Below are 25,045 nucleotides of genomic sequence, written 5' to 3'. Positions count from 1 at the left end.
GTTTCTTACCTGCGTCGGCGAGCCGCAATGCGGCATGAATCCCGGCGATGCCGCCACCGACTACCAACACGTTCGGATTGACGGGAACATGAGTTTTTTCGAGCGAAGTGTGAAACGCGACACGTCTCACCGCTCCGGCGACCAACGCTTTCGCTTTGCGGGTAGCGCCGATTTTCTCCGAAGAAACCCAACTCACATGTTCGCGAATATTCGCCATTTGAAAGAAATAGGGATTGGCATCCCCAGCGGCGGTTGCCCGCTGGAACGTCGCTTCATGCATGAGCGGCGAACAGGAGGCAACAACCACGCGATTGATTTTTCCCGACTGCAAATCCTTCTGGATTAACTCCTGCCCGGGATCGGAACACATGAATTTGTATTCGGTGGCTACCGTAACGTTCGGAAGGGTCTTTGCAAATTCGACCACTTCCTCAATATTTACTTTCGAGGCGATGTTAATGCCGCAATGGCATACGTAGACACCAATTTTAATCTGCTCGGGATGTTTCCCGTTGCCGTTTCCATTGGTATTCATCTCACGCCTCCACCGGTGCCATGGTTTTCTTGAGGGTGTTCAACGGCACGAATAACCGCTGCATACCCAATTCACGGTCGGGGATTCCCAAAGCGTGTCCTACCAATTGTGTGAAATATGCCACCTCGATTTTCGCGTCTTCTTTGAATTCGCTCTTCATCGTGTCCTGAAAACACTCGAGATTAAACTGGCATAGTGGACAGGCGGTGACGATAATATCTGCGCCTAATCGTTTGGCATCTTTCAGGATGATGTAGCTAAGCCGCATGCCTACTTCACGGATGGTTCCGGTTAGCGAACCGCCGCAACACCGAGCTTTCAATTCCCAATCGATGGTTTCAGCGCCAAGGGCACGCATGAGATGATCCATCGTCATCGGAAAGTATTGGTCGTCGAAATCGGCGTAGGGACGGACAATCTGACAGCCATAATAGCAGGCGATTTTCAATCCTTTGAGGGATTTCTTGACCCGCTTTTTGATTTCTTCGAGTCCGATATCGTTGACCAGTACATCCAGCGGATGGCGAATCTGCACGGAGTCTTTGTATTCCATTTGCGCAGCGGCCAAAGCGTTCACAATTCGCTCGCCATGCGCGGGATACTCCCGCATATAATGCTGGGCTTTTTTGAGTACGAGGTAACAAGCATTGCATGGCGCCATCAGCTGCGGAGGATGCGGTTCCCCGGCGCTTTGCTCTTCGCAGAGTGCCATGTTGCGGGCAGCTAATGCGAAGGCGCGGGTTTCATCGACCGACATATACGCCGTTGCCCCGCAGCAGTTCCAATTCTCGATTTCATGGACCGGCACTTGCAACGCTTTGAATACCGCGAGTACCGATTCTTCATAAACGCGACCGGTTCCTTTCAAAGAACATCCGGGGAAATAGTGATAGTTCACGCTACCCTCCCCGTAGCGTTAGTAACCGGCGGTTTGTCTAACGCTTTCATGATTGTATTTAAATCGCCCTTACCACCTGGCAACGACTTCAACCGCTCCAATTTGAAACTGAGCCGTCCGGTGAAAAGGAGCCGCAATCCCAAGCTAGTGAACTTGATCATGCCAAAGGGATTGGTTTTCATCCCTTCTTTCAACACCAACAATCCTTCCGTCGTCCTACCGTATTGCAATACTTGATTATAAAACTCACGAGCTAACACCGGAATTGCAAATCGCTTCTTGTAGACATGCTCGCGAATCGCTTGTTGCTTCACGGCGTACATGATGTCGGTGATTTTTATTTCTTTCGGACACTCGACCGTACAAGCGAAACAGGATGCACAGAGCCATGTCGAATAACTGGTAAGGACTTCCCCCTTAAACCCCGCGCGAATCATACCGATAATCCGCCGCGGTGAATACTCCATGTATGTACTCAGTGGGCAAAGCGCACTGCAATTGCCGCATTGAATACAGCTAAATATTTTTTCACCCCCCGGTAAAGCAGCGATATCCGTAGCGAAAGAAGGCGATAGCTGCGCTTGGTACTTAACCTTCTTCCAACCTTTCCACTCCATTATTTCACTTTCTTCCTGCACGAGGAACAACTATAGGCTTGGGTAACGACATGCTCAGCAGTGGTAACGAGGTACTTCCGATGAACTGAAGCGGTAGAAGCCGCCGATGTCGCGTTCCAAACCGATTACGTGAAAGATTTCACTTATAGTTGCTGACGGCTTCGAGTTGAAAGATATTACAACACGTTCTCAGGGGCAAATTTGCCAAATACTACCTTTGTTTCAAACCCGCATCCATCAAGGATATTGCCTAAGCTGTTTATCACAACTACAAGGAATTCAAAGTGAAAACCAGGAATTGGTTTCAAACTCTATTAGCGATAATCCGACAGAACTACGTTGGTATATTTTTCACTAATAGAAACAATCGTTATGCTCTTCTCCCTTCCTTTGTTAATGACTGCCTGTTTCGTCTCACTTTGTTAGAGGTAGTTTAGTACCCCGTCAATTTCTTCGAAGATTTGTTCATCAGTGAAGAGATTTTGCTGAGCGGCGGCTGATGGACAAGAGGCTACACAAGTTCCACACCCTTTACACAGAGCAGGATTTACCGCCGACGATTTCTTAGTTTTATCGAATGAAATTGCCGAATACGGACATAGCCCGACGCAGATTTGACAACCCGAGCAGTGTTCCTCGACGATAAAGGCGGTATTCGGTTCCATCTCGACATAACCGCGGTCAATCAAGATCAGCGCTTCGGCAGCTGCGGCACCAGCTTGGGCAACGGTATCCGGGATGTCCTTTGGTCCTTGACAAGCGCCCGCTAAGAAAATTCCATCGGTGAATGTGGAGACTGGTGCAAGTTTCGGATGCCGTTCAAGGAACCACCCCTCTTTACTGCAACTGATGTTGAAGAGACGACGAACATCATCAGCATCTTTCTGCGGTTCGAGACCAACCGAAAGAATTACCATATCGACGGCAATTCGACGCACCATGCCAAGTAGTGTATCCTCAACCCGGATCACCAGTTTATTCTCTTCCTCGTTGGTAACCGCCCAATCGGAAACTTCGGCGGCGCGGCCGCGAATGAAGTGCACATTTTCATGGAGCAGTTTGTCGTAAAACTCCTCATACCCTTTTCCGGGGGTTCGCATATCGATGTATAAATTGTACACCTCTGCGCCAGTGCGCTCTTTGACCAGGTGCGCGAGTTTTAACGAGTACATACAACATACCCGTGAGCAATGTTTGTTGGTCAGCTCATCACGACTACCGACACAATGTAGAATCCCTACTCTGCGGGGAATTGTCACTTTATCGCGCAGTACAACCTCTCCACCAGTAGGACCAGATGCGTTTACCATTCGTTCGATTTCGAGTGATGTAAAAACATTCTCATAAATTCCGTAACCGAATTGTGGCGAACGTTTCGCATCAAAGGTTTTGAATCCAGTAGCAAGAATTACCGCTCCCGCTTTTACCTCTTCATAGGTGGGTTCCTGCAGTAAGTCGATTGCACCTTTCGGACAAGCTTGTACGCACTTCTCGCGGATGACCGCTTTCCGAATCGCATCGTTTGCTTCGTCGTTGCGACTCTGTTTCATCAATGCTAAAGCAAAGTAGTAATTCGCATTGGGATCGTCCGGCTCGATTTGAATCGCTTTTTGCAGAGTAGCGATAGCGTCATCGTACTCGCCTTGCTCGAAGGCCTTCTTCCCGGCATCAATTAGTGATTGGACTTTTTCGCTTTGGTGTCCATTTGTAGAGAACCGTGCCGGCGGACAACTCCCCTCGTTAAAGTAGTAACAGCTTTCAGAATCGATTAACACGATGGAAGGAGTTGCTTGCGGGAACGGCATGAAAATCGGTTTTCGCTTACTCATCTTCTCGTTGAATTCGTCGTCGAAAGCTTCAGGACCGATACAAGCGTCGACACAAGCTTTACAGCCAATGCAATTTCCTTCGATAACATAACGCGGCTTGTGTTTCACTCGTATGGTAAAGTTTCCGACATAGCCATCGATCTTCTCGACTTCGGAGTAACTCCAAGTTGTGATGTTGGGATGGGAACGCACTTGCGACATTTTCGGGGTGAGAATACAGGCGGCACAATCAAGGGTCGGAAAAGTTTTGTCGAACTTCGCCATGTGTCCGCCAATGGTTGGTTCCCGCTCGACGAGGTACACTTTCTTTCCAGCATCGGCGAGGGTAAGGGCAGCGTGAATTCCCGCGATACCTGCTCCGACTACCAATACATCGGGATGAACGGGAAAACGCGATTTTGTTAGAGCATAGTGTTTTGCTACGCGATGCACCGATCCTGCCACCAATGCTTTCGCTTTTTCGGTAGCGAGTTCTTTGTCGGCACTGACCCAACTGACATGTTCGCGAATGTTTGCCATTTGAAAGAAGAACGGGTTACTCCCCGCTCCGCTTACTGCTCGGCGGAAAGTCGCTTCATGCATGAGTGGAGAACAAGATGCGACAATCACCCGATTTACTTTTCCCGATTGGAGATCTTTTTGAATGAGCTCCTGGCCGGGATCGGAACACATGAATTTATATTCGGTCGAGACGGTAACGTTGGGGAGTTTCGCAGCAAATTCAACTACCTCAGCGATGTTTACTTTGGAGGCGATGTTGATTCCGCAATGGCAGATGTACACGCCGATTTTCGGGATTTCGGCAGAACCGTTTCCATTGGCACTCATTTCGCTGCCTCCGCGTGATGTCGGATTTTATCGCGATTGAAGGGAACAAATAACCGATGAAATCCTAATTTTCGATCCGAGATACCAAATGCTGAACCCATGAGTTGGGTAAAGAATAGAATCGGCATTTGTGTAATTCCACCGACACTTCGATCGATCCGTTTTTGAAAACACTCCAGATTAGTTTGGCAGAAAGGACACGCGGTAATCATTACATCGGCGCCACGGCGCTGCGCTTCATTTAATAGGAGATAACTCAATCGCAGTCCCACTCCTTCGACCGTACCAGTCATAGAGCCGCCACAACAACGGGTTTTAAGCGGCCAATTCACCGGTTCACCACCTAATGCTTCAACCAGATTGTCCATAGTCGTCGGGTGACTGGCATCGTCAAACTCAGAGTAGGGACGTACCATCAGACAACCGTAGTAACTGGCAACCCGTAATCCATCCAACGGTTTCTTCACCAATGCGCGTACTTTGTCAAGACCGATGTCATTGACAATAATATCCAAGGGGTGACGAACTTTTGTCGTTCCTTTGAACTCAAGCCCTGCGTCTTTTAATGCTGCATTGATCGGTTTCCCGATGTCGGGATACTCGTCCATGTACTTCTTTGTTTTGTTCATAACGAGATAGCAGGCACTACAAGGAGCAACAATTTGCGGATCGCCATCGGTGGCTTGTTTCTCTGCGAGAGCGAGATTACGCGACGCCATGCCGAAGGCTTGCATTTCATCGATCGCCATATACATCGTCGCACCGCAACAATTCCAATCTTTCAACTCCTCACGAGCAACATTCAATTCGTTAAACACCGCTTGGAGCGATTCTTCGTAGGCTTTTCCGGTCGCTTTCATCGAACAGCAACAACCGGGGTAATACAAGTAACTCATCCGACCTCCCAAGATGTGAAGAGCCCTTCGATCAATGTCCTGAACCGACTGATTTGAGGATTTTATGAAGCTGTGCGCGGTTGACGATTTTGTCCTGAATAACATCCATCCGGCCGCGTATGAAGAGCTTTATTCCCATGATCAAATTCCGAATCGGCAAAGTTGGATTGGTCTTGAAATACATCTTCATCACGACCATTCCTTCGTTGTTCCTGCCGTATTTTTGGACAGTCTCAAAGAATTCGTTGGCGAGAACTGGTATCGGAAGTTTGGATGGAGCCATTTTTTCTTTGATCGCAAATCGCTTTAGCGCATACATCACATCGGTGATTTTGATGCCCTTTGGACAACGTGCAGTACACGAATAACAAGAGGCGCATAACCAAGTGGTATAGCTGCTTAGCACCTCTCCTTTAAAGCCAGCTCGAATCATGCCAATGATTTTCCGGGGTGCGTATTCCATATACACACTCATCGGACAAGTACCACTGCAGGTGCCGCATTGGATGCAGTTGTAGATACGGTCACAACCCGGCATTTGTGCGATCTTTTCGGCAAAATTGGGATCGAGTTCTTCCTCAAATTTCGCTTTCTTCCAGCCTTTCCACATTTTCGCGGTGAACACGGAATCGAACTTATCCGAGTACTTGATATTACTCCAGCCTTTCCAGACCATTTTGATTCACTTTCTCCACAATGGGTGCTTGAACAAACCGGGTAACTACGTGGGAGTTGACACAATAGAGCATACAACGAGGTTTCTTAGGAAATCGCGTGACTTGCACTACTACTACAACAAATAGACTTACTTACAAAGGAAATTTGTGAACGTCCGGACAGAATTGCCGTCATGTGATTTCGTTCACAAGAAGGAAGGGAAATATTTCACAAGGAAAGTATGATACGGTTTTCTAAGAATGCAACTGAATTATGTGAAAATTGAATTTTTTTTGCCGTTTTCGCGAGAAAAGAAGAACTTCGAAATTACTATCAATCGGATGTTACGATAGATATAACTTGCAGTAACAAAGAATTACATTGTTCGTTAAAAAAAGAGCGGGACAGTAATCATCCCGCTCTCAGTTCACTCTTCGGAAGTTCTTACTCGCGGTGGTGGCGGTACGGGTAATAATGTGGTACCCACATAGCGTCACGAATTAGTTGGGATAACCGGTCGTCGGATTCCGCCAATCCAATTCCCTCTTCCCGGGCTTGTTTCGCCACCGCTAACCCCACTTCAAACGAGATTCTACGGATGTCCTTTAGCGGTGGTAATAGTAATCCGGCTGCTCGTAGATCGGGTGTTACCATCGATGATACTGCTTTACTTGCAGCATGGAACATACTGTGAGTCACCCGACTCGATTGACTGACGATTGCTCCGAGACCAACACCCGGGAATACATACAAGTTGTTGCATTGCGAACCGACGTACTCTTTTCCATTGGTATGTTTGTAAGGAGCGAACGGGCTACCAAACGCCATTATCGCTCGGCCATTCGATGCTGGAATTATCTCATTGGGCGTCGCTTCGGAGCAAGATGTTGGATTCGATAAAGCAAAAATAATCGGTCGCTCGGTATTGGCAGAAACTAAGTGTAACATTGACTCATCGAAAACACCCGCTTGAGCAGACAACCCAATTAAAATTGTGATCTTCCCATGTTCGACCACTTCCCGGAGATTCGGAGCTCGATTGGCGTCGGCTGACCACCCGGCGACCGCTTCCCGTGGCTGCAGGAACGGCTGTTGGTGGGGTTCTACTTGCATACCCTCGAGGAGTAAACCGGGCATATCCATCGCAAATATGCGGCGGCGCGCTTCGGTAATAGAGATTCCCTCTTCCATCGTCATCTGAGTAACTAACGCATTGGCAACACCGCTGCCGGCTTGTCCAAAACCAAGAATTGCGATACGCTCTTGTGATAATGGCTTACCAGTAATTTTTTTCGCCGTCATGAGAGCGGCAGAGGCAGTTGCGCCAGTGCCTTGAATGTCGTCGTTGAAACTGGGAATCCGGGAATTGTATTTACTTAGCAGTGTGAAGGCATTCTGCTTGCCGAAATCTTCCCATTGCAACAGCGCGCGGGGGAACACCCGTTTGATGCCTTGAACAAATCGTTCGACCAATTCCAAATAGGCATCTCTGGGTAATCGGGATTTCTGGACGCCGATGTATAAGGGGTCGTTCAACAAGCGTTCGTTGTTGGTTCCCACATCAAGCACGACCGGCAATGTTGCGGCAGGGTGAATACCGGCAGCGGCGACATACAAGGCAAGCTTGCCAATCGGAATCGGCATACCATCGACACCTAAATCGCCATACCCGAGAATCCGTTCGCCGTCGGTTACTACGATTAACGAGATGTCGGGTAATCCAACGTTACGCAACACTTGCTCGATGTGATTCACATTGGATTGCGACACATAGATTCCGCGATAGCGGCGAATAATGTGCGACATATTGAGACAAGCTTGCCCGACAGTCGGGGTGTAAACAATCGGGAGCATCTCGGTTATGTGGCGGGTAAGTAAGGAATAGAACAAAGTCTCATTGCGGTCGAGGAGACCCATCAACGTGATATAGCGTTCCATATCGGTCGTTTTCATCGAGTAGTTGCCATAGGCACGTTCCAACTGCGATTCCAACGAACCAACGACTTCGGCGGTTAAGCCAGATAATTGAAATTCTTCCCGCTCGGCAAGTGTGAACGCGTTTCCTTTGTTTAGAAGTGGATCGTTCATTAACTGATAACCGTAGTGGGGAACCGCGTAGTAGACTTCCTGAGTGAGGGGGTCGATGCGCATTTCAAAGCGTTTCATGTGGAGATTTCCTAAAAAGTAACATACAGTAACGAATCTTATAATGTATTAAAGGAAGTAGATAAAAGATAGCGACTTCCCGGATAGGCTTATTCAGTAGGGGTTTTCATTCATGTTAAACCGGTTTTACCAAAAAGGCGGAACTCTGTTCCGCCCTTCCCAACAAAAGAAACAATAAAGTTACATCCCAAGCGAAAATTGGAATGTGAAGCTTGGCGCTGCAGCATTTACCGACTTTGCATTCGTTATTTTTTTACCCCAGAAACTCCAATCGTCTGGTTGAGTAACCGGAACGGAGTATTGTCCCCCCAGTGCAACGGCTGCCCATGGTTTGAAGTAGTAACGGATGAACACTCCAGGTTGGGCGTAGAAGTAAATACTATTCATCGATATCTGATGGTAATCGCTGGTAGTGCTGCTGGAATAATTCTGCATACCATTCCACATCGCATTCCATTCTGGATCACCACTCGATTGCACGACGTTGAGTGTCATAGTGGCAATTCCTAACCAGAGGGACGGTTCCAACTCAAATGAGTTTGGGAGAGTAATACGATATCCAGTAATAATGCCACCGCTGCCAATCGAGAATTCCGCTTTCTTGTTTAATGAGATTGCAGCTCCCGATGCATTGGTATCGGGAACCGTCGCAACACTGGATGTCGCTCCGCCAAAACCGAAACCACCAATCCGGAAATTTTTGATTGTACCGAAACCGTTTCCTCCGTAACAAACGAACGTACTGGCAAGGTTGGGCATGCCGGCTTTTTTCAACTCTGCGTTAATGTTCGACAAATCAGGTGACATCGTTGTTGCCAAAAACCCGCCACCAGCAAAGAAACCGGGGTGTCCCATCGGTTTATCCCACTCATCATCGGCAAAGAGGTCGGGTTCTTCGGCGAAAGCTATTGTACTAACAAGCGCCATCATGAGTATCAACACTAACAAGGTGGCGAATTGATTGACAGAAGATGTCTGGTTTAGTGGTTTCAAATGGCACCTCACGGCTGATTTAAATACTTCACAAAGACAGTGGTACGGATTTCGTCAACCAATCTACGATAGCGGTCAGCGCGGGCATTCGCCTGCGTCAAGCGCTCTATTCGATCCCAATCGAGTAGCAAATCCGGCATCCGTTCGTCACGACGTTCTACCACTTTCAAGAAATGCCAACCTCCGCGATAATCAAAGGGACCCGTCCACTCCCCACCTTTCAATTTCTTTACCCGGTCGGCAAACTGGGCGGGAATTCGCGATGCCTCAAACCATCCCATATCGCCGCCTTTGCTACCGGTTTCCACATCGTGTGAAAGCGCTTTCGCTAAGCTATCAAAGGCAGCACCACTCTTTAACTGCTCAGCGATGTCGCTTGATAGTTGTTTCGCGGCTGCAATATCGACGGAGGTGGGTTGCAAAGAAACCAAGATGTGTGAGACATGAAATTTATCGCCACGCTTGCTGTGCAATTGAATGATGTGAAATCCATACAATGTTTCAACAGGATCACTGATTTCCCCTTCGGTCAACCGGAACGATGCTGCTTCAAATTCGGGTAAGAATGTTCCGCGGGATGCTTCACCTAAATCGCCGCCTGATTGTGCTGACAGTGAATCACTGGAAGTTTCTTTGGCTAACTTTGCAAATTCAACACCGCTGCGAGCGATTTTCACCAAGGAATCGGCGCGATGGAGAGCAGCATTACGCGCGACATCCGCCGGTTTCACCGAAATCAAGATGTTTGCTAAACGTACTGATGCAGGGATCTTGTTGAATTCAGATTTATGTTCTGCCCAGAATCTTTCGATATCGGCTTTCGATACCCGAATGTTCTGCAAATGTGCTTCGGTATAGCGCTGCACAAGCATCGTATTGCGGGCATTATCCTCAATATTCTTTCGGATTTTACGAGTGGTCGATCCAAACCGCTCAGCTAATGCTGTTTCGCTGCCGGCTTGCCGTAACAACTTTTGATAGTCGTCGTCAGCTTGCGCTTTCGTCTCGCTCTCGGTGACTTTGATCGATGTATCTTTTTTGGCGGCTTCCAACAGAATCCGAAAATCGACAATCGTTTTAAGCACATTGCGTTTGAGCGAATCGAGCTTCGATTCGTCGCTCATGATGTCGATTCCGGCATTCTGCGCTTCGAGATATGCCGCTTGGATCAGTTCGGTTTCGAGTACCGGTTCATCGCCCACTTGCGCCACGACTTGATCGATAATCTCTTCGGCGGCAAAACCAATGGTGGTAATCGTAAAGAAGAGTGCCGCTATCGTAATCAGTTTTTTCACGGGTTTCCTATCGGAAATTTATTTTTTCTTTTCGCTTTTCTCGATATCGAGAAAGAGGTCTTCGATGGAACGATCATTATCTCCCGCGGGGGGGATAGGTACAACAGACTCTTGTATTCTACCGATGGGTGTTTGCGCTGGTTCCGGTGATTTGGTTGACACCGTATCTTTTATTTCGGCGAGAAAATACTTTTCCTTCTTCGTCCACTTACTTCTCAAAGCAAACAGTAGTGAATCCAATAGTTGCGAGCGCTGTTCCACCAAGTAGGATTGCTTGACAATCTCTTTAACTTCGGTCAACGGTTTCAAACTCCCGACTGGTCTTCGGTCGAGAAGTTGTACGAATGCCCATTGTTTTCCCCACTTTTCCGGTTGGGTAAACATTCCGGTATTGATGCGGGTTAAGTCTTCACCTAAGGGACCTAACTGATTTATGGACACCCAATCGAACTCTTTTCCACCTAACGGAGCGGCTCCGGTTCGGGTTTGCCGCCATCTTGAAGAAATATCCTGTTCGTCGGTTCCGAGCCAAATCCACCCTCGGACTTCGGTCGATTTGGTGTACCAACGATTCGCATTCTTCTGATAGAAGGTACGTAATTCTTCCTCGGTTGGCTGTGGTACTTTTATAACCGAATCGCGGAGAGTTGAAATTAGGAGTTGCTCTTCCAACCGTGCCATCGCGGCAACGTGTCCCGGTTCTTCATTCAAATCAAGCCGTCGCGCTTCTTGTAACAACAATTGATGCTGAATCCAACGTTTCGTTGCATCGGTTAACTCTTGTGCCGACATGGTAGATTGCGATGATGGGAGCCATTGCTTCACCTGCGACTCCCATAACTTCGCATTCCCGACTTGAGCAAGCAACCGATCGTTTGCTGGACGGGAACATCCAGCAACGATGAGTACTAACCAAAGAATCGATACAAACGGTTTGATGGGTTTTCCTGTTTTTATGATATGGCGATACTATTACTGAGCGAGATTGCTTCGTCATCCATCGTCCGGCGGATTCCTTGCAAAGACAAGAAAAAAGTCTCCAGTGCGTCGAGCACAAATTGACTTTACTCTATTTGTCTTTATGGATTTGATCCATCCGTTTCGGATCACTCAGTCGCGAATTCTCCGACTTCGGTTTCGACTCGTCAACCTTCACGCCTACGTATAGATTCTTCACCGGCTGCTCGAATACTGTCACCTTCCACTTTTCACGTAAGCCCTTCATCCATTCGGCGCGGACTCGTTTGCCTACTTCGGTGCGATAGGATTGCTCGATTTGTTGACGACCGGCTTCCAAAGTCAATGGATGGGGTTCGATCCGCTTGGTAACTTGATAAACGCTCCAATTGGGCGGTACACCAACCGGCCCGACGATTTCACCGACTTTGGCATTCGCAGAAGTTGCTCCAATTGCGTCGTGCATCGAAGGCGTTACTTTTTCCAAGATGCCTTCTTTGCCCTTGGCAGCAGCGCGTTTGGTCAACCGTTTTGCTTCAGCAAGGGTAATCTTACCCCGTTTTTTCGCTGCTGCCGCAAAGTTCTCAGCAGCTTTCGGATCGATAAACAGAACTTCGACCATATCGACTTGTGGTTGGGTCATCCAGCGCGCCGGATTTTCATTCATGAAATTTTGCAAATCGGCGTCGGTGGGATGGTTCACGCGGTCACCAACAACTTCGGCATCAAGACGGGATAGGATATGTACTTCACTTTCGCGTTGGGCTCGGTCAAGCACCTTCTTATCCTTGGTGTATCCATTTTTCATGATGTAGTCGTTTAACAACCATTCACCTACAACATCCCGACCATATCCGGCAAGCGCTGCCGAATCAGGAATTGGACCCGGTCGACCTGCTTCAGCAAACTTGTCCATTAACGCTTGAATGGTAAACTTGCCTTCTTTGTAGTAGTTCTTCTCGGTAATCACGCCCCAGTTTTCTTTACCCGGTTTAAACGTTATGAGTGGCAGGTTTTTATCGGCATCGGTCAGTGTAGCAAACGGATCGACGTCAATGGTGTTCGATGGTCCAAGCTTTGCCGCAATCATCGCGATGTTGGAACGTTGCTCTTCCACCTTGTATTTATTGTTGAGATCTTTGATAAAAGCTTGTGCGCGTTCGGTCAACTCTTTGCGATGGACTTTGCTCAGAGTGCGCATGATCTCGTCTTTCATCTCATCGAATGGTTTACGATCCACTTTCCGACGATCAACTACCTTAACGATATGCCAACCGTAACTGGTTTGGAATGGCTTTGAAATCTTCCCGGGATCGAGTTTCCATGCGACTGATTGAAACTCATCGACCATGGTACCCCATTTGAAGTAACCTAAGTCCCCATCACGCGACGACATATCCTGTGTTGTAGCAGTTGCAATCGCGGCGAAATCGGCATTGGGCTGGGTAACCGCTTTATAAATGGAATCAATGCGGGCTTTTGCCATCGCTTTTGCACTGGCATCGGCGCTTTCAGGCGACTGGATCAAGATATGGCTTGCTTTCACTTCCATGTCAAGGTGTTTCCAGAAGTCTTTTGCAGTGCTGGTCTTAATAATCTTATCGCGAACTTCGACGTTGTATAGCTCTTGCTGACCGGCGCGCATCAGTTGCTGTTTGAAGATTTTTGCGACTTCCGGACGTTCTTCGATTTTCTTTTCGTGGGCGTCCATCAGTTTCAGCTCACGGTCGATCATATTGTCGAGAGCTTCGAAGCGCATTTCTACCGGTTGCTTCACAGCATTATCGATGGTGCGAGTGCGGCGCAACATTTCGATTTTCAAATCGTTTGAGCGTATTTTCTTCGATCCAACCTCGGCAACCACCGGATCTTTCTTACAACCAGTCAGCGCAATCACGAGCGCCAATGCGAATATCGCGAACGTTTTCATAGCATTCCATCGAATCGTACTCAAGCGATCCTCCCGTTGTAGCGGAACAATTTTCTTATGGCCGACAGATTGTTACTGAACTATCCCTATCTGCCGTATTACGTGATAACTACGGGAATTTATCAATTCCCTACTTAGAAGTCTAACCGGTAAAAATACGGCAGGGTTCCGAAACGAGCAAATACGTTGCATCGCTATGAACAAACGGTTACTTTATTGGTTTACAAGGAGGCAACCCATGACAAAGCATAAAACCGACATTTTTGGTGAAGTTGTAGTGTTACGACTCAAAGGGAAACTGATGGGCGGCCCAGAATCCGCCGAAGTCACCGAAGAGCTGAAAAACCAAATCGCAGCCGGGAAAAAGAAATTCGTTATCGACTTGGGTGAAGTCGAGTGGATGAATTCTTCCGGTCTTGGTCTGTTAATCGGCGGACTTTCTTCGATTCGTAATGCCGGCGGTTCGCTTTATCTGGCACGGGTGACCGATAAGATTGAGTCGCTACTGGTTATTACCAAGTTGAGCAGCGTCTTCGATTCGGTTGCGAGTATCGAAGAAGCCTTGACAAAGGTGTAACGTTTCCGATGCGACGTCCGTTCCGAACGAACGAAGAACAAGCGCTGCAGAAGCGAATCCAGTACCGCCTCGAAACGGTCGAGCAATTGGTACGGAGCGGCAACTGCGAACAGGCATCCACCTTGTTGGATGGGCTGCAAAAGGCGTTGGTCGCTTGGACGCAAGCCGAATGGGAACGGAAGCATAACGAGCTGTTGTCCGAAGTGGCAATTTCCCTCTCAAAAGCGATTGCTCTCGAAGACATTTTAGCTCAAATCATTGACGGCTTGGCACGTATCCTTCCCTTCGACGCCGCCGGTGTTTTTCTTGTGGAAGGGGATGGCAAGCATATCGCCGCCGAGTATCTTCGCGGTTATCGTCGCGACTCCTATCAATTAGTTCATCAAAAAGTCGGCGAAGGGGTGGTCGGAAACGTCGTTACTAACGGCAGAACGGCAATCATCGGCGACGTCAGTACCGATCCTCATTACATCTCCGCACGTAACGGCACCCGCAGTGAATTGGCTGTGCCGATGTTCTCTCCCGTTACAGGAGAAGTAATCGGCGTATTCAATCTCGAATCGAACAATCTGTTTGCCTACGCCGATGACGATGCCGAACTGTTATCGACGCTGGCGGCTAATGCAGCAGTTGCCATCGAACGGGCGCAGATGTACCGGCGGCTGATGCACCAACAACGGATGAATGAAGAGCTTGCGCTGGCGCGTCGGATTCAGGTTTCACTACTACCGCCGGATCAGACAATCACCGGATTGGAATTGCACGGTCATAGTATCTCATCGGAACAAGTCGGTGGCGATTATTACGACTTCTTTACGCTTACCGAAGAAGATGTTGCGATTACGATTGCCGATGTAGCCGGGAAAGGGATTCCAGCAGCGCTAATCATGGCGGGATTGCGTGGTTCACTTCGAGTTGAGGCGCGGAATACCTATTCGATTGGAACAATTTTAAAACATGTAAATATGTTCCTGCACAGCACTTCGCAACCGGGCGAATATGTCACACTGTTCTATGGTGTTATCAACACAACCCGCAACGAGTTAACGTATTCCAATGCCGGCCACAACCCGGCAGTTTTGCGTAAAAAAGACGGCACGATTCAGCAGTTATCAATTGGGAGTGTTCCGGTTGGCGCGTTCCCTGAAGCCCAGTGGCCCGAAACGACGATTCCTTTTGTGCCAGGTGATTTTCTCCTATTGTATACCGATGGCGTCACCGAAGCGGAAAACAAAGAAGGGATTATGTTCGGGCAAAAACGGTTGCTCGAATGCATCAATACTTGCGGCACTGATTCCGCCGATGCGATTTTGGAAGCGGTGAAAACCGCGGTGAACCGGCATTTGGATGGATTACATGCCGGCGATGATTTGACGATGCTTGCGGTAGTGTATAAGGAGGTAAGCGATGCTTCCTGAACCGATGGTACTTCGGATGCCTTCCGACCCGAACCGATTACCGGAAATCGAGGAATTCGCCGAACAGGCAGCGCGATGTTGCGAGATGTCGCCCAGCCGTACCGGTACGCTCGGGATGATTGTTACCGAAGCGGCGAACAACTCGATTCATCATGGGAATCATGGCGATCCCAACTTACCGGTTGACATCCGTATCGAGTTTCACCGGGAATTTTTAAAGATCATTTTCAAAGACGCCGGGAAAGGATTCGATCCATCGCTGCTCCCCGACCCCACCTCCCCGGAAAACCTCTTACGAGATAGCGGACGCGGCTTTATGATTCTCCGCCATTTCTGTCGCGACGTACAAACGGAAACCGCCGACGATGGATTTATAACGACATTGGTATTCGACCGCGCCGATCCGTAAAAATCACGATAGGAATGTCGCTGTCAGACAAAAAAAATGGCGTATGCCATACGCCACTACTATAGATGGGTTTGCTTCGTTGCTACGCTCCTCGCAAAGACATGTCGGGCAGAATTTCCTAATCTCCAGTAGGGGCGTGCCGCGCACGCCCGACAGTGTTGGCAGGGTTACCCAACCTCCATACATTTCGCAGACAGGATTGTCTGCGCTACGATGGACAGACAAGAGTGTCTGTCCTATCGTGATTCATCGACCCTACAGAACTTGAATGATATCGACTGCCATCTCGAATTTATTGAAAGGTGGCATTAGGTACACCCCTTCACACATCGTTTTCGCTTCGCGTAAAAATTCCTGTGCGATTTGCACTCCCATATTCGGACCGGCTTCACCCGCTTGGTACATCCGGTCGCGGATTCGCTGCGGAACGGTCATGCCCGGCACTTCATGGTGGATGAATTCAGCGTGTTTGGTGTTGCGCAAGGGCAGAACGCCGACCATCACCGGCAGTTTTTTTCCTGTGTACTTTGCGAAGAAATTCTCTAATGCATCGAGTTCATAGACCGGCTGCGTCATCGCAAACATCGCCCCCGCTTCGACTTTCCGAACATACTTTTCCAACTCGGCGCCAAGATCAGGCGCGGTCGGATTAATGGCGACGCCAATCGCATAGTCACAGGGGGAATCGAGTTTTCGTCCCGATAAATCCATGCCATGATTCAATGCGGTCATGAGTTTCGTCAGGCTCACACTATCGAGTTCGAAGACTCCTTTCGCATCGGGATAATCGCCAAGCGTCGGGGGATCGCCAGTCACAGCAAGGATGTTGCGTATCTGGAGGGCATGAGCTCCCATCAGTTCCGCTTGGGTCGCAAGAACATTGCGGTCGCGGCAGCTCATGTGCAAAATAATTTCGATGCCGACATTATCGCGAATGATATGGGAGAGTGCGAGCGGCGACATTCTCGCCCGCGCTAACGGGGAATCGGCGACATTGATGCAATCTACGCCGCCCGCTTTACAGAGCCGCGCACCTTGTACCAATTTATCGCTGTTGACGCCGCGCGGCGGATCGATTTCGACCGACACATAAAAGCGATCGCTGCGGAGTTGCTCCATGAAGGTGCGTTGTTCGGAAACCGTTTCGACGAGATGCTCCGGTTCGCGGTCGATGTCGGTCAAATGGATGATTTCGCCAATCGATTGCCGCTCGATGGTTTTTCCGCCCACCGTCAACACAATTTCTTTGATATGTTCCGGGGTCGTACCGCAACACCCGCCGATGAGTGAAACTCCCAATGCGCGAAAACGGTCGGCATATTCCGCCATATATGCCGGACTGGTGAGATAGACGTAACGCCCTTCGAGCACTTGCGGCAAACCGGCGTTCGGTAAACAGGAGAGCCGAATACCCGGAACGCGCGCCATCCGTTCCATCACTTCAAGCAGAATTTGCGGCCCCATCGAACAATTGGAACCGACCCCGTCAGCGCCTGCCTCGGTTAGTCTGCGCGCAACCTCTTCCGGTTTATCGCCCACCAAGGTTTTACCTTCGTCGGTGAACGACATTTGTACCCACACCGGAATATTCTTAGGAGCGGCAGCGAGTTTCGCGCCTTCCAACGCAAGCAATGCTTCCTGCAAGGTGGTAAACGTTTCGAGCAGAATGAGGTCGACGCCGCCCTCAATTAACGCTTCTGCTTGTTCCCTGAAAATCTCGATTGCTTGGGGAATCGATATTTTTCCGATTGGCTCGAGCGGTTTCCCGAGCGAAGACATCGATCCGGCGACAAACCGATCAGCGCCAGCGACCCAGCGGGCAATTTCGACGCCGCGGCGGTTGATTTCTTGCACGCGATGCGATAATCCGAATTGTGCTAACCGGGCACGATTCGCGCCAAAGGTATTCGTCTCGATGAGTTCGGCACCTACCGCCACATAGCTGCGGTGAATCCGTTCGACGGCGACCGGGTCAGTCAAATTCAGACTGTCGTAGCATCGGCTAAAGGGGATGCCTTGCGCATAGAATTGCGTTCCGAGCGCCCCATCGGCGATGACGACCCGGCGGTCAATCGTGTCGAGAAAACGGTTCAAGTGCCTGCCTATTTGTAACAACCAATTGCTTTGAAACTTCTTGTTTGATAAGTCGGGGAAAGATAATACGAAAGTTCATCTTGAGAAAGGAGTTTTGGGATAGTGGGTCGTAGGGGCGGCTGGCAGCCGCCCTTTTTCTGTGGCGCGGACAATCTTGTCTGCGTTACTTCATGGACAGACAGGAGTGTCTGTCCTACAGAGTGGTGTAGTGGTGTTTACAGGATTCCAATCCTGTTTTTTCTCTTTCTGTTCCAATTTGTACAGGTCTGGAGACCTGTCGGTACCCGTTCCGTAGGGGCGGCTGGCAGCCGCCCTTTTTCTCGGGTAGGGGCAGACCATCGTGTCTGTCCTACGGTGTGGGGTCGAAGCGTTTCGACCCCTACTTCAACATGATAACTTTCTTGACGGCGGAGAAGGTTCCTGCTCGGACCTGAATAAAGTAGATGCCACTGCTTGCCGGAATACCACTGTTGTCGAGACCGTTCCAGTGAAGGGTGTAGGACCCGAGAGAAAGGCGTTCTGGGGTGTTGGCATAGACTTCTCGACCAAGAGCATCGTAGATGGCGTATCCGGTCATTGCGGAACGCGGGAGATCGACCTGGAAGGTGATAGTCGAGTTAAAAGGATTGGGATAGGGATTGGATAAAGCAAAATCGAACGGTAGCGTTCCAATCAACTCGGGTGTCGCATTATTCGGTGGCATCCGATAGGTCGAGATTGCACCGGGGGTCATTGTCAACAACATCGAACCATAGTAGAGGAAGGGGATTCCAGACATAAAAGTACCGCGTTCTACCCACCCCTGCCATGTGTGGTCGTAACGAGTATAGATGCCGTGATAACTATCAAGCCGCTCTTGCAGATTAAAACAGGATTTACTTTGAAGTAATTTTGCATTGATGCCAAATGGAAACGAGTCGACAACTAATATCGGAGCGGCATTCCGTTGCAGAGCATAGATTTGCCCGCCGCTTGTTGTGAAGGTGTCACCTTGTGTAATTGCGTATCCCGACCCCGGCACACTCCAATTTTGCGGCAGCCAGACTCCACCCTGTTTTCGGTACCATCGAATACTGTCTCCGATGTCCAGAATCGCGCTGGATTCTCGCATTGTAATAGGCTGAAAAGAAAGAACCCCGTCTGATACCAGTTCTCCATCTTGGAATCGATAAACCGGGAAAGGATACTGGGAGTTTCCTTGCAAAACCACCAGATTGGAACGGAACAACTCCACCGATGACGTTACGGAATCCGGCACTTGGAATGTTTGGTCCAGCCAACTGCTGTTACTCCACGTTAACAGATGAAACTGTCGGTTAATACTACCCGAAGCTAACACTTGCTCACCATCGATTGCTATTGGATAGATACCTTGCGGCAACCATCGCATATGATGGCGGGCGTTTACGGTGTCGGCGACAAAAATCGCTTTTCGCCTTCCGCGCGTAACAATCGCCTTTCCTTCCTTTCCCAACCGTACTTCGGGATGTTCTTGATAGTAATAGTAAGCAAAGTAGATCGAGTCGAAGCCTACTGGTTGTCGATAATTCCACAATGTGTCAAGTCTTTGATGATGCTGGGCATCGCGATACTGTCGCAATTGCGCGAATTTCGGTTCTTCACTCCAGACGTTTCCAAAATGCACGATCCAGCCATAACTCGTCTTTGCGACGTTGCAACTGGGTATTGAATGTTCATTCGGTCCGTATGGACGGGAAGTATCGACAATCATTGGTGCAAGTAGTCCCTGTGCCAACGAAATCAAATAGAAGTTTGGACCTCGCCATCCGAACCATACACTGTCGACCGGTTCCTCCCACAAATAATCTATTCCAGGAAACTGACTATTGTTTCCGACAAACTGTGGAATTCGAGGATTCTCCAACGACCATACTGACCACCCTCCCCCTATCACCAAAGAATCGTTAATGATTCTGCAAAAAACGGGCTGGAATATTGTATCGAATCGGTGCACTGTTTGAGGTGGTGTGGTATCGAGTTTTACTACTGCTACATGGTGAGTGGTGGTGACTCCATAGGCGTATGGCCACCGCACCGCCCATTCGGTATTGTAGGGTTGTTCTTCGTTCGCTCTTGCACTGCCGGTATACACGATACGATTCGTAAGGGAATCGATGCGAAAGATGCGGTCAGCGACCAGAATCATATTATTAACTTGTACTGGTTTGTAACTTCGATAGTATTGGCCAGAGTACAAATCCCCTGCGGTGAAAGCAGTATCTGGAGTAAACTGCAATCCATTTCGGATGGCTCCCCGGTAGACCGGCGCATCGTTTCCATTCCACTCGATCATTGCCTTTGGCCACCCGTAGTAAAACCGGTTTCCTCGCCGCAGGATGTGACAGAACCGATTAGAAGTCGAGTAGTAGTTGTTATAGGGCATTTCAACAGCACGGGGGATGTTCATTTGCCAGAGCTTTTGGAATGTGTGATTGTCCGTTTGCAGCATGGCAAACATGTTGTTTGGCGTATGGCAGACGATGGTATCGCCAAAGGCAATCATTCCCAATGGTACGGTGATGGCAAGGGTGTCGCCCAACCAATCGAAGTCGTCGCCCCAGCGCGGCGTGGCAGTTGCCGCTCCGGTTAGGGTGAGAGAAAGGAGAAGTATCCAACCAAGACGTTTCATCGTGATACCTCTTTCAATTCCCATGTCGGACAGGAATGTCCGACGTATGGGATTGTAGTTGGGCGTGCGCGGCACGCCCCTACTGTCGGGCGGACATTTTCTGTGCCGCCCCTACTGGATGAGATTGCTTCGTCGCTGCGCTCCTCGCAATGACAGTGTCAGGCAAGAGTGCCTAACCTCCAACTACGGGCGGACATTTTCTTTGCCGCCCTACCGGATGAGATTGCTTCGTCGCTGCGCTCCTCGCAATGACAGTGTCAGGCAAGAGTGCCTAACCTCCAATTACTTCAAGTAGATGGCGCGTCGAAGAAAGGTGGTTTTTCCATTCGTGACTCGTAGCCAATAGGTGCCGGTGGCGATTCCACGCGGTTGCCAGCGAATTACATGAGAGCCGGTTGTCAGCACACCCCGATGCAATTGTTCGACACTTCTTCCTAAAATATCTGTCACATCAACCGTAAAGTTTTCCGGATGCGATACCGTTACCCGAATCGAAGTAGTACTGTTAAAGGGATTGGGATAGGCATTTCCCAACGAAAATGATTTTGTCAGAGGTGTAGCAATCGGTTCGGGAGCGGCATTGAATACCGAATCGATATCGATCGACCACATCGAATAGCCATGGGTACCGGAGATCAGTTTTCGTGAAGTCGGTTGGAAATGTAAATCGTATACCGAGACCAAGGGGTGTCCGTCACCGGTTAGTGTCCAAGTTTGACCGAGATCAGTCGAATGATAGACGCCAATATCATTGCCAATAAACAGATGTGAGGAGTTCAACGGATCGATCACCATCGCATTGACCGGAACATCGGGCAAATTGCCATCGATGGGAACCCACGTCGCTCCTAAGTCACTGGTACGATAGACGTGAGCGATGTCTTCCGACCATCGGAATCCGCTCAATGTGACGTAAGCGATTTCTATCGAATCGGGAGAGCACACAATCCGAGTAACTGAACGTTGCGGCAAGCCGACGCTGACATCAGACCAATTTAACCCATTCATTGTACGATACACTTTTCCGTTGTCGGAACCACTCCAGATGATACCGGTATCCAATGGCGAAACTGCAATGGTAGCAATCGACGGATAACGGGAATTGATTCGTCCACCCGTCAAATCCCCTGAGATGGGTATCCAACTGAGTGCGCCATCGGTAGTTTTGTAGACCCGGTAAGTACCATAATAGAGGGTATTGGGATTCTGCGGATTCATGACAACCGGCGTCGACCAATTCCGGCGGTCGCTATCGTCGATACCATCAAGCGCACTGCGCCAATCCCAAGGATTGAGTAAGGGACTCCCTTTCGCTAACATCCCGTATTGATACTCAGCATAGACGCTATCGGCATAGCGGGGATCGACCAAGCAATAGAAACCATCACCCCAATAAATATGCCGCCAATCATTCAAACTGCCAGTGCGAGTGTAGTTCGTGCCATTGTCCTGCGTGCCACCAAGCAAGCGATTCGGATTCGAGGGGTCGGCGCTGATGGCATAGTATTGAGTGATCGGGATCGATTCGACATGAGTCGCAGAAGAGTGATCGGATGGGACTAAATAAAGTCCACCATCATTTCCCCATACCTGTCGGGTCCCATCAGGAGAAAATGCCTGCGCATGAAAATCGACGTGGACATCGAATAATGAATCAGCAGGGAAGTAGCTCCAATTGGAACCGAGATTTCTACTAACAGCAAGGTAAACGCCATGCACCGCGATGTAGTTGGGGTCAGTCGGCGATGCGTCCAAGTAACCAAAATACCAACCGAAATTACTACAAATCGTTTGATCAATATTGGTTAACTGAATCCAAGTGTTACCATAATTATCGCTGCGCCATACGGAATGCAGACCCAACGTACTATCAACTACGGAGCAGAATAACCGACCTTGCTGGGCTTTCGATACTGCAACGCCAATCCGGCACCACGGTCGATTTCGTAAAGTTGGCGGGAGGATTTCTGTCCAAGTTTGTCCGCCATCGGGAGAACGTTTTAGGGTCGAACCGATTCCGTAAAATTTAGAACTAAAGGGGTTACGGATACGCTGCCACATCGCAGCGTATATCGTATCGGGACGATATGGATCAATGGCGACATCGATACAACCGGTGGTGTCATTAACTCCCGCCAGCACTCGTGACCAAGTCTCACCGGCATCGACGGATTTGTAGAGGCCACGGTCAGGATTGGTCGCGTAGCGTTTCCCTAAACAAGCGGCATAGAGTGTTGCTGGTTCCCGGGGATGAACGGCGATCTTTCCGATGAATGCGGAGGAATCGAGTCCCCGGTGTTCCCAAGACATCCCGCCATTCCCGGAAAACCAGAGCCCATTGCCGCCATAGGTATCTTGTGCGCTGTTCGCTTCACCGGTACCGACATAGATTGTATCGGGTGCGGTCGGCGCTAATGCAATCGCGCCAATCGACCAACCTCCGGCATTATTGAATACCTGCGACCATGAATAGTTTGGCCAAGTCCCGGCACTCTTCCAAACCCCACCAAATGCAGCTCCGGCATAGATTGGTCCGTTATTGCTGCGCGGATCCCAAGCCAACGCCGTGATCCGCCCGCCGACATTCACCGGTCCGGCGAGTTCCCACGTTTCATTGATTTCGTCGCTGTTCGTTTGTCTCTCAAGCTGCGCTTGCCGCAATTCGCGGTGGTATACAGCTTCATCGATGGTGTTGTAAGGAAATGCTCGTTGTTGGAAAAACCACTCGGACGGCGCGGATAGCGGGCCTAATCCAAGCGATTTTCGAAGTTCCTTCTCGGCAAGTGTTTTCGGAGGCTTCCGAGGTTTTTCGTGAGCAGGTTTCTTTGCTTGAAAATTCGCTGTGATGAGAAATGTCAGTGTTACAGCAAACACCAACGCGAGCAGTGCTGATAGTTTTTTCATTCTCTCACCCCGTATGATGATTTTGTTTGTGGGAGAGCATGGGAGCCCTCCCCTACCCAACGCATTGTTGTGCTGATATATGCAGGAGGGCATGGGAGCCATCCCCTACCCAACGCAGACAGGATTGTCTGCGCTACTTTAGTAATGACAATTTCTCAGTAATCGTAACATTCTCCATCGATGCCCGGGCGAAGTAGATACCACTGCTGAGTTCAGTGGCATCGAACTGATAAAAATAGACGCCCACTTCATGTTTTGCATTCGCCAATTCTTTTACCATCCGACCATTGTTATCGTAAATCGCGAGCTGCAAATTACCGCGTTGAGGAACGGTAATCCGCAAATCGGTGACTGGATTGAATGGATTGGGATAAGCGTGAATACGAACTGTGTTCGGCAACTCCGGTTTTGCTTCTCCCGTCGTATTGAAAACTTCCAAGGGCGATAGCCAAACTCCGCGACCAAAGGTGCCGGCAACGAGCACATCGGCACCTAACTGAATCTCCAAATCATCGACGATAACACTGGGAAGGCCTTGCGAGAAGTTAATCCAATTGCCACCGCCAGTGTTGGATACAAACACCCCAAGGTCAGTTCCGATGTAAACTTGTAACGGTTGATTCGGATGGACCGCAACACAGTTTACCGGAATGTTTGGTAAACCTGCCGAGAGATTCGACCATGTCGTACCGGCATTGGTTGATACAAACACTTTATTGTTAGCAGAGTAACCTTCTACGGTCAGCCAAAGATGTTCCGGGTTTGTTGGATGCACCGCGATACGGGAAATACTGGACGGGGCAGTAGTCATGCGATTCCAGTTCGCGCCGCTGTTGGTAGTGCGATAAAGACTGGTGCCATTGCTCAAATACAAGTAATTACTATCCGAGGGAGCAACCGCTAACGAAGTTAATGGGGATGCTCCACCAATTTGACTGCTGATAGCAAACCAATTCGCACCATGATTGGTCGTCTTGTAAATCATAGTGGTTGCACGAAAGAGCGTCGAAGGATTTTGATGATTGATAACGAATGGTGCCGCCCAAGCCCTTGATTCTTCTCCCACTCCACTGTTCGCATCGACCCAAGTTAATCCGCCATTGTAGGAACGCTGCATGTTTCCATTCTGGATATTGCCATACATGTAGTTGGAATTGGAAAAATTAATTAGGCAATCCATCCCATCGCCGCCGATGACCCGACGCCACGTATTGTTGCGGAGGAAGCTCGTTCCGTTATCCTGCGAACCGCCGATGACGATATTCGGATTCTGTGCCGAAACGCCAATACGGTAGAATTGTGTGATCGAGAGACCACCACCACTCTTATCAATCCAAGTTGCTCCGGCATCGCTTGACTTGAAAATACCGCCATTGTTGCCAACGTAGACCG

18 protein-coding genes are annotated in these 25,045 nt (G+C 49.3%); 3 read left to right on the top strand and 15 right to left on the bottom strand.

From position 1 onward, the window contains the following. The 11 genes from OEM52_05405 to OEM52_05355 all read right to left on the bottom strand — a co-directional run. On the bottom strand, positions 1-535 hold a 535-nt coding region (locus OEM52_05405; GenBank protein ID MDK9699567.1), incomplete at its 3' end, for a pyridine nucleotide-disulfide oxidoreductase. A gap of 1 nt (position 536) precedes the next feature. Then, entirely contained in the window at positions 537-1,433 is an 897-nt protein-coding gene (locus OEM52_05400; GenBank protein ID MDK9699566.1) for a CoB--CoM heterodisulfide reductase iron-sulfur subunit B family protein, read from the bottom strand. Beyond that, the gene (locus tag OEM52_05395) at positions 1,430-2,050 is read right to left on the bottom strand and encodes a 4Fe-4S dicluster domain-containing protein (protein ID MDK9699565.1); all 621 of its coding nucleotides are present in this window, start codon (positions 2,048-2,050) and stop codon (positions 1,430-1,432) included. Before OEM52_05395 ends, OEM52_05400 begins: the two co-directional genes overlap by 4 nt. Before the next feature lie 422 nt (positions 2,051-2,472). Further along, the gene (locus OEM52_05390; protein MDK9699564.1) at positions 2,473-4,707 is read right to left on the bottom strand and encodes an FAD-dependent oxidoreductase; all 2,235 of its coding nucleotides are present in this window, start codon (positions 4,705-4,707) and stop codon (positions 2,473-2,475) included. Continuing rightward, positions 4,704-5,603, bottom strand: coding sequence for a CoB--CoM heterodisulfide reductase iron-sulfur subunit B family protein (locus OEM52_05385; GenBank protein MDK9699563.1), 900 nt, complete (start codon positions 5,601-5,603; stop codon positions 4,704-4,706). Before OEM52_05385 ends, OEM52_05390 begins: the two co-directional genes overlap by 4 nt. Before the next feature lie 31 nt (positions 5,604-5,634). Next, positions 5,635-6,279, bottom strand: coding sequence for a 4Fe-4S dicluster domain-containing protein (locus OEM52_05380; protein MDK9699562.1), 645 nt, complete (start codon positions 6,277-6,279; stop codon positions 5,635-5,637). Between the two features lie 425 nt (positions 6,280-6,704). Further along, positions 6,705-8,426 carry an NAD-dependent malic enzyme gene (locus tag OEM52_05375; protein ID MDK9699561.1) on the bottom strand — a complete coding sequence of 574 codons (1,722 nt, stop codon included), beginning with the start codon at positions 8,424-8,426 and terminating at the stop codon, positions 6,705-6,707. A 180-nt stretch (positions 8,427-8,606) separates the two neighbouring features. Then, a complete protein-coding gene (locus OEM52_05370) occupies positions 8,607-9,419 on the bottom strand; it encodes a hypothetical protein (GenBank protein ID MDK9699560.1) in 813 nt (270 codons plus the stop codon). Between the two features lie 8 nt (positions 9,420-9,427). Next, positions 9,428-10,714 carry a peptidylprolyl isomerase gene (locus OEM52_05365; protein MDK9699559.1) on the bottom strand — a complete coding sequence of 429 codons (1,287 nt, stop codon included), beginning with the start codon at positions 10,712-10,714 and terminating at the stop codon, positions 9,428-9,430. Positions 10,715-10,732: 18 nt separating this feature from the next. Continuing rightward, positions 10,733-11,539, bottom strand: coding sequence for a hypothetical protein (locus OEM52_05360; GenBank protein ID MDK9699558.1), 807 nt, complete (start codon positions 11,537-11,539; stop codon positions 10,733-10,735). 244 nt (positions 11,540-11,783) lie between these two features. Then, positions 11,784-13,625, bottom strand: coding sequence for a peptidylprolyl isomerase (locus OEM52_05355; GenBank protein ID MDK9699557.1), 1,842 nt, complete (start codon positions 13,623-13,625; stop codon positions 11,784-11,786). A gap of 214 nt (positions 13,626-13,839) precedes the next feature. On the opposite strand from OEM52_05355, the gene OEM52_05350 reads away from it, so the two are divergent. The 3 genes from OEM52_05350 to OEM52_05340 are packed head-to-tail and all read left to right on the top strand — an operon-like array spanning position 13,840 to position 16,005. Further along, positions 13,840-14,178: an STAS domain-containing protein gene (locus OEM52_05350; GenBank protein ID MDK9699556.1), complete on the top strand. Its 339-nt coding sequence runs from the start codon at positions 13,840-13,842 to the stop codon at positions 14,176-14,178. An 8-nt stretch (positions 14,179-14,186) separates the two neighbouring features. Continuing rightward, positions 14,187-15,596: a SpoIIE family protein phosphatase gene (locus OEM52_05345; protein ID MDK9699555.1), complete on the top strand. Its 1,410-nt coding sequence runs from the start codon at positions 14,187-14,189 to the stop codon at positions 15,594-15,596. Further along, entirely contained in the window at positions 15,586-16,005 is a 420-nt protein-coding gene (locus tag OEM52_05340) for an ATP-binding protein (GenBank protein ID MDK9699554.1), read from the top strand. Before OEM52_05345 ends, OEM52_05340 begins: the two co-directional genes overlap by 11 nt. A gap of 255 nt (positions 16,006-16,260) precedes the next feature. On the opposite strand, the gene OEM52_05335 is transcribed toward OEM52_05340, so the two are convergent. The 4 genes from OEM52_05335 to OEM52_05320 all read right to left on the bottom strand — a co-directional run. After that, positions 16,261-18,099, bottom strand: a complete 1,839-nt coding sequence (locus tag OEM52_05335; protein MDK9699553.1) for a bifunctional homocysteine S-methyltransferase/methylenetetrahydrofolate reductase — start codon at positions 18,097-18,099, stop codon at positions 16,261-16,263. Between the two features lie 379 nt (positions 18,100-18,478). Next, positions 18,479-20,749, bottom strand: a complete 2,271-nt coding sequence (locus tag OEM52_05330; GenBank protein MDK9699552.1) for a T9SS type A sorting domain-containing protein — start codon at positions 20,747-20,749, stop codon at positions 18,479-18,481. Positions 20,750-21,031: 282 nt separating this feature from the next. Next, positions 21,032-23,653: a T9SS type A sorting domain-containing protein gene (locus OEM52_05325; protein ID MDK9699551.1), complete on the bottom strand. Its 2,622-nt coding sequence runs from the start codon at positions 23,651-23,653 to the stop codon at positions 21,032-21,034. Between the two features lie 133 nt (positions 23,654-23,786). Further along, a partial coding sequence (locus OEM52_05320) for a T9SS type A sorting domain-containing protein (GenBank protein MDK9699550.1) occupies positions 23,787-25,045 on the bottom strand: 1,259 nt, incomplete at its 5' end.

Source organism: bacterium (genome assembly GCA_030247525.1).
Lineage (GTDB): Bacteria > Electryoneota > JAOADG01 > JAOADG01 > JAOADG01 > JAOTSC01.
The sequence above is the reverse complement of the archived record's forward strand: the minus strand, read 5'-3'. Positions and strand labels throughout refer to the sequence as shown.